The sequence below is a fragment of the Daejeonella sp. genome (assembly GCF_044232565.1).
Classification (GTDB): Bacteria; Bacteroidota; Bacteroidia; order Sphingobacteriales; family Sphingobacteriaceae; genus Daejeonella.
In genome coordinates this window covers 22,160-36,876 of sequence record NZ_JBIILQ010000002.1, presented here as the reverse complement: position 1 = coordinate 36,876, position 14,717 = coordinate 22,160, and the positions used below count along the sequence as shown (strand labels likewise).

Genomic DNA, 14,717 nt, shown 5'->3' with positions numbered 1-14,717 from the left:
AAAAAAGCACGATTTAAGAAACCTATCTTTATTCCTTGCTCCTTGTTCTTTAATCAAAAATCAATTCCTTTAATCCCAAATTCACGTTAGTATGATAAAGTTAACTGACAACCGTTAACCAACAACTGACAACCCTTAACCGATAACCAACAACCCTTAACTGACAACTGACAACCGTTAACTGACAACTGATAACCAAATCCTACCAAGCCTTCTCCCCTACCAAAGGCACAAATCGAAATGTATCCAATACAAATCGCTCAAAGTCGTTCTCAGCAATTCTGAGTACAGTGATCATTTTCTGTGTTTTTTCATCCCCAACAGGAATCACCAAAATACCACCGATTTTAAGCTGTTTTAATAATACTTCTGGGACTAGAGGAGCACCGGCGGTGACAATTATCTTATCATAAGGCGCATATTCGGCTATTCCTTTCGATCCATCTCCATAAAAAAAATTAGCCTGATAACCCATATGCGGTAATACCTGTCGCGTACGATTATACAAATTCTCTTGCCTTTCAATTGTGAAAACTTTGGCCCCCAGTTCAATTAAAATACAAGTCTGATAGCCAGAACCAGTTCCAATCTCCAAAACTTTGTCGCCAGTATTAATATGCAATAATTCGGTTTGATAAGCTACCGTATAGGGCTGAGAAATTGTTTGACCATCCCCAATGGGGAACGCAATATCTTTATAAGCTTGATTCCAAAAGGTTTCATCGAAAAAATAATGGCGAGGAACTTTCCCAATAGCCTTCAACACATTTTCATCTGTGATTCCCCGCTCTCTAAGATATTCAACCAACTTTTTCCTTGCTCCCTTCTCGCGGTATTGATCAACTAATTTATGTGCCATCTGTACACAAAAATACGCTTATTGCTTGTTTAAAGAAATAAAATAGAGATAAAATGAGGAAATATTTTTTTAATAAGGATCTACATCAACATGCATATAAACACCTTTATTAATGGGCTGACTATCAAATTGAATTAAAATTTGTTGAAGAGCCTCTTTAATCTTTTGAATAGATACACCTTCTCTTTCTACTTTAATTAAAATAGTTTGTATATAGTAATTACGAATCCTACTGATCATTGGTGCCTCAGGTCCCAAAACTCGATTTCCGAATTGCACTCTTAATATTTTAGCTAGCGAATTAGCAATAAAACCAAGTTTAGAAAGATCTTTGTGCTTAACATTAAGCTGAATAAGTCGGTAAAGTGGTGGGTAATGGAAGTTTCTACGTTCTAAAATCTCCGTATCGAACATCTCTTCGTAATTATTTTTGATCACCTGACTTATAATCCTATGAGATGTATCATAAGCTTGAATAATTACTTTACCCTGTTTTGCACGCCTTCCTGCACGACCCGATACTTGGGCTAACATCTGATAACTTCGTTCAAAGGCTCTAAAATCAGGGTAATTTAACATACTGTCTGCACTTATAATCCCAATTGTAGTCACATTTCCAAAATCAAGGCCCTTTGCCACCATTTGAGTCCCAACCAAAATATCAATCTTCCCTTCCTCAAAATCGTTTAAAAGCACCTGAAAACTATTTCTTGTACGCGTTGAATCAAGGTCCATACGTGCAATCCTGGCATTTTCAAATATCCGCTGCAATTCATCCTCTATTTTTTCGGTACCAAAACCTTTTTGTTCAATACGTGTTGATCCGCAGGCTGGGCAGGCACTGACAATATCCTGTTTGTATCCGCAATAGTGACAATGCAGCTTTGCACTACTTTTATGGAAAGTAAGGCTCACATCACAATTAACACATTTTGGAGTGTATCCGCAGGTAGTACAGAGTAATACTGGTGTGTAGCCACGGCGATTTTGAAATAATATTACCTGTTCTTTACGTTCTAAAGCTTCTTTAATTTCCTTCAGTAAAACAGAGGTGAAATGCGATTGCATTGTTTTTCGTTTGGTTTCTTCAGCAATGCTTACAACCTCAATTAATGGAGATTTAACACCCCCAAAGCGCCCTTTTAGCGTTACAAAACCATATTTATTAATTTTAGCATTGTAAAAACTCTCCATGCTTGGAGTAGCTGATCCCAAAACAATTTTAGCTTTATGTAAATGAGCGAGGTAAATAGCGGTATCTCTAGCATGATATCTTGGAGCTGGATCGTATTGTTTATAAGAAGATTCATGCTCTTCATCCACAATAATTAAACCCAAATTCTTAAAAGGCAGAAATATGGAAGATCGGGCCCCTAAAACTATTTTAAACTCTCCTTTTAATACTTTTTGCCATACCTCAGCGCGCTCATTATCATTAAATTTAGAATGATAAACACCAATTTGCCCGCCAAAGTGCTCACGTAACCGCTCTATTACCTGAGTTGTGAGGGCAATTTCTGGAAGCAGATACAATGTTTGCTCCTCTTTGAGCAACATTTGCTCAATCAAACGTATATAAATTTGAGTCTTTCCGGAGGAAGTTTCTCCATAAAGTAGAACAACACCCTTTTTATCAAGCTGAACCTCAGTTTCATGAAGTGCTACAACTTGTGCCTCATTTAATTGAAAATCACGAATATGTTCTAAATCAACTGAGCTTAAACGACTTATCACCCTATCCTCTTGTAGAAATATCTCCCTTTCTAACAAGGCTTTAAGTATTGAAGTGGAAGCACCAGAAGCATCAATAAGATCAGATTTAGAAATTTCATCCTGTTGTTTTTCAAGCTTAAAATAAGCAAGCAAAACCTCTAACTGTTTTGGAGCACGTTCCAGGACTTCAAATAAAGCTTTTCTGTTTTCTGATTCTTTGTATAAAGGGTTAAGAACGATAAAAGCCTTCTTTCGTGGTTTAAATTTTTCAGTAATTTCTTCCGAAATGACAATAACATTTTTTTCAAAAAGTGCTCTAAGAAGCGGAAAAACGGTTTTCTGCCCTAAAAGCTTACTAATATCACTTACACTCAACTCAGGGTGTAGTTCAAGCGCATCAACAATTAAAAATTCCTTATCGGATAGAATGCTTTTATCAATCTCTTCTACCGTATTTAAAACAATCCTCGTTTCACTGGCTAGTTTTAATGCTGATGGCAATGCAGCCTGCATCACTTCTCCCAAATGGCAGAGGTAATAATCTGACATCCAATGCCACAATTTCAATTGAAACTCATTTACTATTGGCTCAGAGTCAAGTACATCTATGATATACTTAGCCTCATAAAGTGCTGGTGGTATTTCAGTAATAAGACAAACAATACCAGTATAAATTTTACTGCGACCAAATTGTACAACCACACGCTTCCCAATTGCAATATCATCTACTAATTCTTGGGGAACACGATAAGTATAGGTTTTAGAAATCGCTAAAGGAAGAACTACCTCAATAAAAATTGTCTTTCGAACAATGCCTTCGTTTTCATTAAATTCAAGCATTATTTATTTTTTAAGGTAGCAATTAGCAAACTAAACCATCCCATAATAAAAAATAGTCCACCAATGGGTGTAATAGGTCCAATTATACCAACCTGACTTAAATTTAAAATTTCTTTTGTGGATATTAAATACAAAGAACCTGAAAAAAGAAAAATGCCAATGGTGAAAAACCAAGCAGATAAATTAATTATACGGCTATTTTTTCTGGAGAAAGTCGATAAAAAAAGCAGTGCAAAAGTATGATAAAACTGATAATTAACCGCTGTTTTCCATACTTCTAGATCAGACGAGCTTAAACGACCCTTTAGGGTATGAGCACCAAAAGCTCCTAAAATAACAGCAATCATTCCAAAGATGGAGGCGGCAATAATTATGCGTTTATTCATATTGTTAGATTAGATTGCTAATTTAATAAACATGTTTGCAATTCTTATTTGATTCATAAAAATTTAAATTTGTTTAAATTACACTGCATGAAAAAAATAATTGGGCTAATTGCAATTTTATTAATTATTGTGGGAGTCTTTGCCTACATATATTTCGCGAATTTACATGTAAATAGCCGCAATAGTAACAGGATTTTAACTGAAATTCCTGCTGATGCAGGCTTAATTTTGCAATTCCAAAATGAGCAAGACTTATACGATATATTAAACGAGAACACACTTTTTGATACTATTGCAGGTCAACAAAAAAAGCAGGAGATAGATTTTTTAAGGAATTTAATTTCAAAAAATACCGCTTTTGAATCTTTAACAAAAGGGCAAATGGTTTTCTTGTCATTTCATCCATCAAAAACAAATAACATAGACTATTTATGGTCAATAGGAATTAATGATCTACCCAAAAAAGAGGAGATCGGCAAACTTTTAAGTCTAAATAACGAAAATCAAGTCAAGGAATTGGATGAAAATAGCCTTAACATTCTTCAAATTGAGTCGCAAGCACTTGAAAAACCTTTTTATTTATTTATTGACAAGGGGATTGCGCGAGGAAGTGCCAATAAGGAACTATTAATTAGGACCATAAATGAAAATTCAGAGAAAATCGAGCCTGAATTCATGAAAATTATTAGTGAGGGCATCAAAAATAAGGGAAATTCCCTAGCTAATCTTTTCATTAATTATAATAAAAATGTACTATTAAGTCCTTTTTTCAAGAAAACAATTAGTGGCAACTTTGCATTGTTTGAGAGTTTTTCAGGCTATTCTAGCCTGACGTTGAACTATAAAATTGATGCGCTAATGTTTAATGGAGAAAGTCATATTAGCGCTAATCAAAACAGTTATGCGAAGCTGTTCTTGAATCAGATGCCAGTTAAAAATAGCCTCAAACAGATTATGCCTTATAACACTGCAAACTCAATCAGCTATGGCTTATCGAATTTTACAAGCTTTCATTCTGATTTAAAGAAGATATTTCAGGAGAAAAAGGAATTGGAAAAGCTAGAGAATCAAATAAAAAAAATTACTGCTGAAACAGGGTTAAACCCTGATCGGGACATTCAAAAATTATGGGGATCTGAATTTTCTACTCTACAACTTTCAACATTTGAAAATTTGGTAATCATCAAACTGGCGAATGGTACTCAAATGCAATTTTTTCTGGAGTTATTAAGCTCATCTTATTCTGAAACTATAAAAAAAATGAATTATGGGGACTTATTTTACTATTATTGGGGTGAGCCATTAAAAAAATATGTTAAGCCATTTTACATGATTCAAGACAATTTACTTATCCTTTCAAATTCGCCGGGCACTTTGCAGAGGTATCTAAATGACTACAATTCAAATAGGTTTCTTGTAAAAACGGAAGCGTTTACTCAATTTGATCAATTTGTTGCTGATCAAAGTAATATTTCATTTTTTCTACATTTCAGCAATTCGGGGAGCCTGATGCAGAATTTATTAAAAGAGAATTATGCAGAAACTTTTGGCTCTAATAAAACCGGATTAAAAGATCTTTATGCATTTTCATATCAGTTAACTAGCAATAAAGATTATTTTTTTACTAATATTTATACCGGATATAAACTTTCTACACCCATACAAGAAGCCATTTTAAACGTAGATAGTTTAAACATCAATTAAATTAAATGAGCAAAACTCAGGGTAAGCATAAATTAGCAAGAAGAATATTCGTTTTAATTACCCTCTTTTCAGGGTCAATTATCGGAGCTCATGCACAACAATTTTCACTTTATAATAGCCGTACGCTCTTCGATAGCTTTGAAAATCCCTCACAAAGAGCCTATCAGGTAGATACTAGTCGGAGAGTCGCTTTCAATTTTTTCATTCCTACAATCAGCTTTAACACCACATTTTCAGGACCTGCAGAATCGGCATTTAAGACATTGATTTATGATGGCCTATTTAACGGGCGCAATCTAATTTTAGGTCAAAATAAAAAAAATATTCTAACCTTAAATTCGAATAATTACATAGCAATGCTTCGACTGTTAAAATCCGTAAAGAAGTATCAAGAAATTGGTTTATCCTGGCAAGTTAGAAGCGATACTCGTGCTGAAGTTAGTAATGAAATTTTTGCTGTATTTGATGATTATAGGATTTTTGATAGCAGTTCTATAGATGGTCTATTTAATATTAATGCTTATAATCAAAGCTACCATCAATTTAGTTTGACCTATCGCCAAAACCCAACAAAACGCTTAGCCATCGGTACAAAATTAAGTCTGTTAAGCGGAATTAGTTATACAAATTTAAAAGTTTCAAAATCAGATATAGTACTTGACGAAGCAGCAGATATCATAGGAATTTCATTAGCCGGTAGATTGCGCTCAAGTTTTAAGTTTGACAATTTTAAAACAGAAATGATTAATCCCAATTTCAAAAATCCCGGAATATCAGTCACAGCAAGTGCCAGTTATAAATTGCGCGATGGCTGGTTTTTAATGGGTAATTTAAAAGATTTAGGATTTATTAAGTGGGATAAAAATTCGTACCAATATGATTTTAACACCGATAAGATAATAATTGAGAATGCATCAAATGAAAGTGCAGATGAGAGACTTGCAGATAGCATCGACAACAATATTAGCAAGCTCTCAGAAAACAAATCATATTTAAGTGCCCTGAATGGCAAGGTTGAAATTTTAATCAATAAGAATTTCGGTAATTATCGCCCTAATTTGATTCTTTCAAAAAGCATTTATTTTAAGGGAGGAGATATTGCCTTGGTAAATAATTTCCAAATAAAACAATATGTATTTACGGGATCGACAAATTATAACACGAATGGATTCTTACAGTTAGGTGGCCAGTTCATGATTAAAAAGCCAAACATTGAATTTTATGTAGGCAGCGATCATCTTTCAAAAACCGTAGAAATCTTCAAAAATCTTAATTCAAGCAAAACAAGTTATTCTGGCGGGTACACTGGTGCCTCATTTTACATGGGTTTTGCAGTTAAATTTGGTAAAGTATTAGAACACCAAGCCAACGCAACTCAGATACCCGGTTTTACAAAAGATCCAAATGGAGGATTTATTAAAAAGCTAATCAAGAGAAAAGATTAATTTTAAATAGTACCTTTCTTGGGAGGAGTAACAAGAAAATCTTTTAAATAAAATGGTTCAAAATAAGCAACATTTTCAAATTGGGCCCTATTGAATTTTTCTAGAGCTAAAGAGCTTAGATGTGATGCGGAAGTTGAAAAATCGACAAAATGAATGTTTTTGTGGTCTGAAAAAAGAATCTTGAATTTATCGGCACCATCACCAAAAAGAAAGAGTTCATGCTTATTGAATTCTGTAAATGAATCTTGGTCAACAATTTTAGCACTTACGGGTTCAACAATTTTCAAGTCTTTACGATACACTCCGGTATAAACCTCCATCCTTCTGGCGTCAAGCATCGGAATTAAAAGTCCTGATGCAGGAATGTCCATCGTAGTATTTATCAAACCTGACGCCATTGCTTGAATGGTATCTATGGCTATTAAAGGAATATCAAGAGCATAGCATAATCCCTTAGCAGTAGAAACACCTATTCTCAAACCAGTATAGGATCCCGGTCCCATACTAACTGCAACTGCCTGAAGGTCAGAATAGTTTTTCTGGGCAACAAACATCACTTCTTCAATAAAAAGAGTGATTTGGCTAGCATGAATATTGGATTCATTAAGCTCTTTAACCGCTATCACATTCCCATTTTCAGTTAATGCGATAGAGCAAGTTGTAGTAGCAGTTTCAATTAATAAAATCAATGGATTTTTCATAAATACAGAGGTGCTAGATTATCTAAACTTAGAAATATTAAGGAACAGGATCATGACCATGCGAACCCCAGGGATGACAACGAGCAATACGTTTTAGAGTTAACCAAGCTCCCTTGAACGGTCCATGCTTATGAATAGCCTCCAAACCATATTGCGAACAGCTGGGGGTGAAACGGCAGGATTGACCAAGAATTGGAGAAATTAAATACTGATAAATTTTTATCAGCACTAAAAATAGTGCAGAAAAGACCCTATTTATGAATTTTCTTAACATACTGGTTCAGAAATGTTCTTTTTTAAACGTTGAATTGCGCTGATGAACTTCTTTTCTAAGAATGTATATTCGGCAATTTCGTTCCCAATATAATTAATGCCGAGAATTATTTTTTCTGAACGTTGATTAAGAAATGGAAAAAGGTCTTCTGACTTTTGTAAACGGTAGATTTCACGAATTCTACGTTTTAGTAAATTTCGATCTACTGCCCTCTTAAACCTTTTTTTGGGGACACTGATTAGAACTTGAACTGGAAATATGGAATCTGCAGCAGCTGGCATCCACAAAACTCGAAAGGGATAAACTAAAAAAGAAGAACCACCATGATAAAGCTTGTCTATAAGCTTTATATTACATAATCGTTCTTCTTTATTAAAACTGTTCATTTTGATTGTTTATTAGCCAAAAACAAAGCAGATAATGATCTGCAAGATCGTAAAAGGCTACGAAAATACAATCAAAATTATGCTTTATGGCGACGTTCGTCAGATACTGATAGTCTCTTTCTACCTTTAGCTCTTCTAGAAGCTAATACCCTTCTTCCGTTTGCACTGCTCATACGCTCTCTAAATCCGTGCTTATTTCTTCTTTTTCTTTGAGAAGGCTGGAATGTTCTTTTCATGACTCTTTAATCTATTATTACTCTAAAAAACAGGAATGCAAATATAAGCTTGATTTTTCACAATTCAAACACCTGACTTAAAATATCCAAATGTTTTTAAAAAAGGAACTGGCTTCAATCCGAAAATAAAATACCACCAATCAATCTATTGCTTTCAAATATAAGCTTTATTAAGCTCTGTAACTATATTATTTAGTCTTTTGCTTCAACAAATCTCTTATTTCGGCAAGAAGTGCTTGCTCAGGACTAGGTGCAGGTGTGGAAGCTGGTTCGGCCTCTTCTTTGCGTTTAAGTGCGTTGATGGTCTTAATAACAGCAAAAATACATACCGCTACAATCAGAAACTGAAAAACAGCATTTATGAAATTCCCATAACGAATAGCTACCTCTTCCACCTTATTAATGGCATCTGCAGCAATTAGCACAATCTTTTTTTCGGAAAAATCCACTCCGCCAATTAAAAAACCTAGGGGAGGCATCAAAATATCATCAACCAATGAAGTAATAATTTTACCAAATGCAGCTCCAATAATTACACCGACTGCTAAATCGACCACATTGCCCTTAGAAATAAATTCTTTAAACTCTTTGATAATTGCCATAAACATCCATTTTTATAGAACAATTAACAAAACTAAAGTAATTGATTAAATAATCAATGACAGTTTCATGTAAATCACTTCACAAAAAATATACATTGACTATTCCATACGCTATTAATTGTGTAATTTTACCTTATAATATCTATCATGTTAAGACAAAATCTTCAGCAAAAACTTCTTCAAAAACTTTCTCCTCAACAAATTCAATTCATCAAGTTGTTGCAAGTACCAACTGTATCACTTGACACAAGAATTAAAGAAGAGCTTGAGGAAAACCCTGCACTTGAAGATTTGAGTTTAGCAAACATGAATGAACCCATTGAGGATTATCCTGATCGAGACCCAGATGATACCTTCAATTCGGAAGATAGTACTGAGGGCATAGATGAGTTTAATGTTGACGACTACCTACAAGACGACAATATCAATGATTTTGGATCCAAATATGAGCAAAATGGAGATGATGACGATGAGCGCAAGGAAATTCCAATTGCCGTACAAAATTCATTTTTCGAGAGTCTACAAGCACAGCTAGACCTCGAACCCTTATCCGACAAGGACTTTAGAATTGGCCGACAAATAATAGGAAGCCTTGATGATGATGGCTACCTACGAAGACCAATAAATTCTTTAGTTGATGACCTTGCCTTTTCACAAAATGTATTTGCTGAAGAAGAAGAAGTGCTTGAAATATTGAGGGTAATTCAAACATTCGATCCTGCTGGAGTAGGTGCCAGAGATTTGCAAGAATGTTTATTGATACAATTAAGGAAAAGAGAACAAACTCCCTCTGTTGTGAAAGCAATTAGAGTTGTTGAAGATTACCTAGACGAGTTTACCAAAAAACATTACGAAAAGCTTGAGCGCAGCTTGAATATGGATTCAGAGGAGCTAAAAGAGGCGATTCACGAAATTCTTAAATTGAATCCTAAACCCGGTGATTCCAATGCCGTTACAACAAAGCAACTTCAAATTATCCCAGACTTTCATATTAGCAATAATGATGGCGTATTATTCTTGACACTAAATTCAAAGAATGCGCCTGAATTACGTGTGAGCAGATCATACCAAGACATGTTTGAGCATTATGACAAGACTGCTCAAAAGGATAAAAAACTGAAGGAAGCCGTACAATTTGTTAAGCAGAAATTAGATTCGGCAAAATGGTTTATTGACGCAATAAAGCAGCGTCAACAGACTTTACTTAAAACGATGAATGCCATTATGCATTATCAATACAATTATTTCCTGACGGGCGACGATAAAAATCTAAAACCAATGATTTTGAAAGACATAGCCGATCGCATTGGAATGGATATTTCTACCGTATCAAGAGTTGCAAATTCAAAATATGTTCAGACTGAGTTCGGAACCTTTTTATTAAAATCGTTTTTTTCAGAAGCTATTCAAATGGAGAGTGGTGAGGAGGTTTCCAACAAAGAGGTGAAAAAAATTCTAGAAGAATGTATTGGAAAAGAGGATAAAAGACGGCCCTTAGCGGATGAAAAACTTACAGAAATTCTAAAAGAACAAGGCTATAATATTGCAAGAAGAACGGTAGCTAAATACCGTGAAGCCATGAATATACCTGTTGCCCGTTTGAGAAAGGAACTCTAATAATCGTCTTTTTTACCAACTTTTTTGTGGGCAGCTAACTTTATATCTATTGTTTAGATAAATACCCAATACTATCTCATGACTTCCATTACTCACTCGATTTAGTCCAGAGGTGGTAAAATCATACGAATAGCCAAGATTCATGAAAGAACCCAAATGAAAACCTGCCATTCCGGCAAATGCATCATCTTTACGAAAGCTCCCTCCTACCCAAAATCGATCTTTATAGGCAAGCTTCAGGTTCACGTCGACAGATAATGGCACAGGATTTACCGATTTAACAAGAGCAGAAGGCATTGCTGCAAAATCATCACCTAAATAAATTTTATAGCCTAGGGTTGCAAAAAAGTGAGGAATCTTTTTCCCTTGATCATAGTTAATAGGATCATCACTGAACCCAATTGGATTTTTCAAAAGCTGCTGAGCGGAAACACCCGCAAAAAACCGTGGTCCATACAGCCAAATTCCTGCACTCATATCTGGTTTTAACTGATTGAAATTATCCTTACCTATTGCCTGATCAATAGGATTTTCAAGTAAAACTTGCGTCTTATCAAGAAAGATCTTCGAAATACCCGCAGCTACTCCTACTGAAACATTAATCTGCTCGGTTATTCCTAAATGATAGGCATAATTCAAATTGACATCGGTACGAGAAATTGGTCCTGCTTTATCTGAAACCGCTGTAAATCCAAGGCCATGATGAGGCTCAGATGCCTTGTAACTTTGTAAATAAGACCGATTATTAGGGTTTGAACCACCACCCTCGGCAACAGAAGTTGAAGTTCCATAACGGAATTTGTCGCCCAATGGCGCGTGAATAGAAATATAAGAGGTTAGTGGTGCACCACTTAAACCTTGCCACTGACTTCGATATCCGGCCTTTACATCAATATAGTTCTCAATACCCGCTATTGCAGGATTTAATACAAAATTATTTAAAATGTATTGTGTATACTGAGGCTTCTGCTGTGACTTTGCTGCAAAACTTAAAAAAATACAGAATATAATTATAACCGCTTTCTTCATCCTTATTTTTTTTGAGTTAGATACTCATCCATAACATATTAATTTTAGCGATTTTAATTTTAGGTTTAAGGTAGTAAATAATGTTTCAATAAATAATGTAAAACGAAAATTTGTTGTTTAAAACAATGATTTGGATAATTCCCCAACTAAAATATTAATTTTATATTGTTATTTTCTTATAGAAGCAATGATTGCTAAAGCTTCTTTTGTGGAGGATATAAGTTCAGCATATTTTTTATTTTCCATTACATCTTTACTTACTAGCTTACTTCCCATTCCAACTGCGCAAACACCTGATTTAAACCAAGCTTCAATATTGGCCTTATCAAGTTCAACGCCCCCTGTTGGCATAAATAATAGATTCGGAAATAATTCTTTGATAGCCGACATAAAACTAGGCCCCAAAATATTTCCTGGGAACAGCTTTATCATTTTAGCTCCTAATGTCTCTGCTTGTATTATTTCACTTGGCGTCATACATCCAGGAACCCATAACAAACCATATTTATCAGCAAGCTCAGCAACACTTTCAACTAATCCGGGGCAAATTAGATAATCAGCACCCGCATCAATAAAGGTTTGAGCCATGTTTCCATCTTTAATGGTACCAATACCGAGATACATTCCATTCAATTCTGAATCAACAAGCTTGCGCATTGCCTTAAAATTGGAAAGTGCTGCTTCCCCACGATTAGTATATTCTACAGCACGGATTCCAGCAGCATACAGTGATTTTAATAATCCAATACTAGTTTCTTCATCCTTATTGAAGTATAATGGCAATATACCCTGCTCCGGGATTAATTTTAAAAGTTCAACTTTTTTACTCATTTTTTTTTGTTAAATTCTAAATGCGCCTCTAATTTAAATAATTAATAACAACAATCTCAATACGCTAACCTTTTCGTAATATTTTACATGAAAAATGTGATTAAAAATGCGTTAGACTTTTAATTATCACTCATTAATGTATTTTTGTTATGCTAATATGAATATTTAACTTGCTTCTTTTAATTAATTACAAAATAAACCATGGCTAAAAAAGTCGTAACACTTGGAGAGATAATGATGAGGTTATCCACTCCTGATTTCAAGAGATTTGTACAGAGTGATAGTTTTGATGTTACTTATGGTGGCGGCGAAGCGAATGTTGCTGCTGCATTATGTAACTACGGACTAAATGGTACATTCGTTTCTAAAGTTCCAAACAATCCATTAGGACAGTCTGCAATTAACCATTTACGCCGCTATGGCGTTGATACCCAATTTGTTGCAAGAGGGGGAAACAGATTAGGAATTTATTTCCTTGAAACTGGCGCTTCAATGAGAGCATCTCAAGTGGTTTATGATCGCGCTGATGCTTCCATAGCAGATGTTGACGCTTCAGAATTTGATTTCGATAAAATTTTCGAAGGTGCCGATTGGTTTCATACCACAGGCATAACTCCGGCACTTAGTGAAAAGGCTGCAGCATTAACTGAAGCTGCATTAAAAGAAGCTAAAGCTAGAGGAATTACTACAAGTATTGATCTAAACTATCGTAAAAAATTATGGAGCAAGGAAAAAGCTAGAGAAGTAATGACTAGACTTTGCCAGTATGTGGATGTTTGTATCGGTAATGAAGAAGATGCTGATACCACACTGGGGTTTACCAGCAAAGGGACTGATGTTACAAAAGGTGAACTAAATTTAGATGGTTATAAGGATGTATTTCAGCAGATGAAAGCAAAATTTGGATTCAAATATATTGCCTCAACTCTTAGAGAAAGTCATAGTGCTTCTGATAATGGCTGGTCTGCTTTAGTGTACGATGGAACCGAATTTTATCATACTAAATCGTATGAAGTGAGAATTGTTGACCGCGTTGGAAGTGGCGACTCGTTTGCCAGTGGATTTATTTACGGATTGGTAACTGATATGAAGATGAGCGATGCTGCTGAGTTTGGTGTTGCCGCATCTGCAATTAAACATACAATACCAGGCGACTTAAATCATGCCACTTTAGCTGAAGTTAAGGACCTAGTAGGTGGCGATGGATCAGGACGGGTACAAAGATAATATAGATACAAATTTTATAATCCGCCTGACCTCAGGCGGATTTTTTTTATTACTATTTAAAAAATAAACAAGATGATTATAGATAGTTTAGAGAACTCAGAAAAATATACTAGCATTCATCCCCTTTTTAGACAGGCATTTGAATACATAAAATCAATTGATTTGAAAAATGCTGAAATCGGTAAAATAGACTTAAGCGAAGGATTAAAAATTATCGTTGCCGAAAAGGAAGGAATGAAGAAAGAAGAGTCTGTTGCAAAATTTGAATGTCATAACCAAAATATTGATATCCAACTTTGCATCAGTGGAAATGAGAAAATGGGCTGGAAATCTCGTCAGTCATGCAGCTCACCTAGAGGAGAATACAACACAGAAAAAGATGTATTATTTTATAATGATGCCCCTGACATGTTTTTTGAGCTATCTGCTAATCAATTCGCCATATTTTTCCCTGAAGATGTTCATGCACCAATGATTGGAGATGATATAATCAAAAAATTAATTGTCAAAGTAAAAATTTAATCAGATTCAGAATTAAAGAGGGATATTTTGAAACATTCAAAATATCCCTCTTTTTTATCCAATAGCTTATTATTAATTGTCTTGAGAAAATTGAAATTACCTAGTCCCAAAAGATAGCTCAATTACCGATAGTTACTAGGCTTCCCAATCAAAAATCTACGCATTATTAATCCATGTACTGAGTTTACTTATATTGCAATATTAAAATAAAAAAATATAGTCTAATGCCATCTTAATGAACCTTCTGAAGCTTGAATAAAACAAAATAAGGAAAATTAAAATTCAAATTAATTGGTAAAAATCGATGTAATACTGTGTTTTCCTGAAAGATTTTGAATCCATAAA

15 protein-coding genes are annotated in these 14,717 nt (G+C 34.6%); 5 read left to right on the top strand and 10 right to left on the bottom strand.

What is annotated here, in order from left to right:
- Positions 1-202: 202 nt before the first annotated feature.
- The 3 genes from ACILQF_RS00405 to ACILQF_RS00395 form a co-directional block, all read right to left on the bottom strand.
- Positions 203-859: a protein-L-isoaspartate(D-aspartate) O-methyltransferase gene (locus tag ACILQF_RS00405; RefSeq protein ID WP_395625432.1), complete on the bottom strand. Its 657-nt coding sequence runs from the start codon at positions 857-859 to the stop codon at positions 203-205.
- A gap of 69 nt (positions 860-928) precedes the next feature.
- Positions 929-3,412 (bottom strand): primosomal protein N', encoded by a 2,484-nt coding sequence (gene priA / locus ACILQF_RS00400; RefSeq protein ID WP_395625431.1) that lies wholly within the window; start codon positions 3,410-3,412, stop codon positions 929-931.
- The gene (locus tag ACILQF_RS00395; RefSeq protein WP_395625430.1) at positions 3,412-3,798 is read right to left on the bottom strand and encodes a DUF423 domain-containing protein; all 387 of its coding nucleotides are present in this window, start codon (positions 3,796-3,798) and stop codon (positions 3,412-3,414) included. The genes priA and ACILQF_RS00395 overlap by 1 nt, the downstream gene beginning before the upstream one ends.
- A gap of 87 nt (positions 3,799-3,885) precedes the next feature.
- Between ACILQF_RS00395 and ACILQF_RS00390 the strand changes: the two genes are divergently transcribed.
- Positions 3,886-5,502, top strand: a complete 1,617-nt coding sequence (locus ACILQF_RS00390; protein WP_395625429.1) for a hypothetical protein — start codon at positions 3,886-3,888, stop codon at positions 5,500-5,502.
- A gap of 5 nt (positions 5,503-5,507) precedes the next feature.
- On the top strand, positions 5,508-6,947 hold the full coding sequence (locus ACILQF_RS00385; RefSeq protein ID WP_395625428.1) for a DUF5723 family protein: 1,440 nt from the start codon (positions 5,508-5,510) through the stop codon (positions 6,945-6,947).
- 2 nt (positions 6,948-6,949) lie between these two features.
- Here the strand turns inward: ACILQF_RS00385 and tsaB are convergent, their stop codons facing one another.
- The 5 genes from tsaB to mscL all read right to left on the bottom strand — a co-directional run bounded on the left by tsaB (position 6,950) and on the right by mscL (position 9,146).
- Positions 6,950-7,648, bottom strand: a complete 699-nt coding sequence (gene tsaB, locus ACILQF_RS00380; protein WP_395625427.1) for a tRNA (adenosine(37)-N6)-threonylcarbamoyltransferase complex dimerization subunit type 1 TsaB — start codon at positions 7,646-7,648, stop codon at positions 6,950-6,952.
- 37 nt (positions 7,649-7,685) lie between these two features.
- Positions 7,686-7,922, bottom strand: a complete 237-nt coding sequence (yidD, locus tag ACILQF_RS00375; RefSeq protein WP_395625426.1) for a membrane protein insertion efficiency factor YidD — start codon at positions 7,920-7,922, stop codon at positions 7,686-7,688.
- Positions 7,916-8,308 (bottom strand): ribonuclease P protein component, encoded by a 393-nt coding sequence (locus ACILQF_RS00370; protein ID WP_395625425.1) that lies wholly within the window; start codon positions 8,306-8,308, stop codon positions 7,916-7,918. Before ACILQF_RS00370 ends, yidD begins: the two co-directional genes overlap by 7 nt.
- A 77-nt stretch (positions 8,309-8,385) precedes the next feature.
- On the bottom strand, positions 8,386-8,544 hold the full coding sequence (gene rpmH, locus ACILQF_RS00365; protein WP_079701901.1) for a 50S ribosomal protein L34: 159 nt from the start codon (positions 8,542-8,544) through the stop codon (positions 8,386-8,388).
- A gap of 188 nt (positions 8,545-8,732) precedes the next feature.
- Positions 8,733-9,146: a large-conductance mechanosensitive channel protein MscL gene (mscL, locus tag ACILQF_RS00360; protein WP_395625424.1), complete on the bottom strand. Its 414-nt coding sequence runs from the start codon at positions 9,144-9,146 to the stop codon at positions 8,733-8,735.
- Positions 9,147-9,293: 147 nt separating this feature from the next.
- On the opposite strand from mscL, the gene rpoN reads away from it, so the two are divergent.
- Complete coding sequence (gene rpoN, locus ACILQF_RS00355) at positions 9,294-10,763, top strand: RNA polymerase factor sigma-54 (protein ID WP_395625423.1); 1,470 nt, start codon at positions 9,294-9,296, stop codon at positions 10,761-10,763.
- 12 nt (positions 10,764-10,775) lie between these two features.
- Here the strand turns inward: rpoN and ACILQF_RS00350 are convergent, their stop codons facing one another.
- Both ACILQF_RS00350 and ACILQF_RS00345 read right to left on the bottom strand, forming a co-directional pair.
- On the bottom strand, positions 10,776-11,792 hold the full coding sequence (locus tag ACILQF_RS00350; RefSeq protein WP_395625422.1) for a type IX secretion system membrane protein PorP/SprF: 1,017 nt from the start codon (positions 11,790-11,792) through the stop codon (positions 10,776-10,778).
- A gap of 168 nt (positions 11,793-11,960) precedes the next feature.
- Positions 11,961-12,623 carry a bifunctional 4-hydroxy-2-oxoglutarate aldolase/2-dehydro-3-deoxy-phosphogluconate aldolase gene (locus ACILQF_RS00345; RefSeq protein WP_395625421.1) on the bottom strand — a complete coding sequence of 221 codons (663 nt, stop codon included), beginning with the start codon at positions 12,621-12,623 and terminating at the stop codon, positions 11,961-11,963.
- A gap of 201 nt (positions 12,624-12,824) precedes the next feature.
- Here ACILQF_RS00345 and ACILQF_RS00340 point away from each other — a divergent pair, with 201 nt between their 5' ends.
- Positions 12,825-13,850 carry a PfkB family carbohydrate kinase gene (locus ACILQF_RS00340; RefSeq protein ID WP_395625420.1) on the top strand — a complete coding sequence of 342 codons (1,026 nt, stop codon included), beginning with the start codon at positions 12,825-12,827 and terminating at the stop codon, positions 13,848-13,850.
- A 72-nt stretch (positions 13,851-13,922) separates the two neighbouring features.
- A complete protein-coding gene (locus tag ACILQF_RS00335) occupies positions 13,923-14,372 on the top strand; it encodes a YhcH/YjgK/YiaL family protein (protein WP_395625419.1) in 450 nt (149 codons plus the stop codon).
- Positions 14,373-14,717: the final 345 nt, after the last annotated feature.

What these genes read in the sequence shown, in the direction of transcription:
- ACILQF_RS00335 (WP_395625419.1), top strand. Translation starts at nt 13,923, where the DNA reads ATGATTATAGATAGTTTAGAGAACTCAGAAAAATATACTAGCATTCAT.
- ACILQF_RS00395 (WP_395625430.1), bottom strand. Translation starts at nt 3,798, where the DNA reads ATGAATAAACGCATAATTATTGCCGCCTCCATCTTTGGAATGATTGCT.
- rpmH (WP_079701901.1), bottom strand. Translation starts at nt 8,544, where the DNA reads ATGAAAAGAACATTCCAGCCTTCTCAAAGAAAAAGAAGAAATAAGCAC.
- mscL (WP_395625424.1), bottom strand. Translation starts at nt 9,146, where the DNA reads ATGGCAATTATCAAAGAGTTTAAAGAATTTATTTCTAAGGGCAATGTG.
- ACILQF_RS00385 (WP_395625428.1), top strand. Translation starts at nt 5,508, where the DNA reads ATGAGCAAAACTCAGGGTAAGCATAAATTAGCAAGAAGAATATTCGTT.
- ACILQF_RS00370 (WP_395625425.1), bottom strand. Translation starts at nt 8,308, where the DNA reads ATGAACAGTTTTAATAAAGAAGAACGATTATGTAATATAAAGCTTATA.
- ACILQF_RS00345 (WP_395625421.1), bottom strand. Translation starts at nt 12,623, where the DNA reads ATGAGTAAAAAAGTTGAACTTTTAAAATTAATCCCGGAGCAGGGTATA.
- priA (WP_395625431.1), bottom strand. Translation starts at nt 3,412, where the DNA reads ATGCTTGAATTTAATGAAAACGAAGGCATTGTTCGAAAGACAATTTTT.
- rpoN (WP_395625423.1), top strand. Translation starts at nt 9,294, where the DNA reads ATGTTAAGACAAAATCTTCAGCAAAAACTTCTTCAAAAACTTTCTCCT.
- tsaB (WP_395625427.1), bottom strand. Translation starts at nt 7,648, where the DNA reads ATGAAAAATCCATTGATTTTATTAATTGAAACTGCTACTACAACTTGC.
- yidD (WP_395625426.1), bottom strand. Translation starts at nt 7,922, where the DNA reads ATGTTAAGAAAATTCATAAATAGGGTCTTTTCTGCACTATTTTTAGTG.
- ACILQF_RS00350 (WP_395625422.1), bottom strand. Translation starts at nt 11,792, where the DNA reads ATGAAGAAAGCGGTTATAATTATATTCTGTATTTTTTTAAGTTTTGCA.
- ACILQF_RS00390 (WP_395625429.1), top strand. Translation starts at nt 3,886, where the DNA reads ATGAAAAAAATAATTGGGCTAATTGCAATTTTATTAATTATTGTGGGA.
- ACILQF_RS00340 (WP_395625420.1), top strand. Translation starts at nt 12,825, where the DNA reads ATGGCTAAAAAAGTCGTAACACTTGGAGAGATAATGATGAGGTTATCC.
- ACILQF_RS00405 (WP_395625432.1), bottom strand. Translation starts at nt 859, where the DNA reads ATGGCACATAAATTAGTTGATCAATACCGCGAGAAGGGAGCAAGGAAA.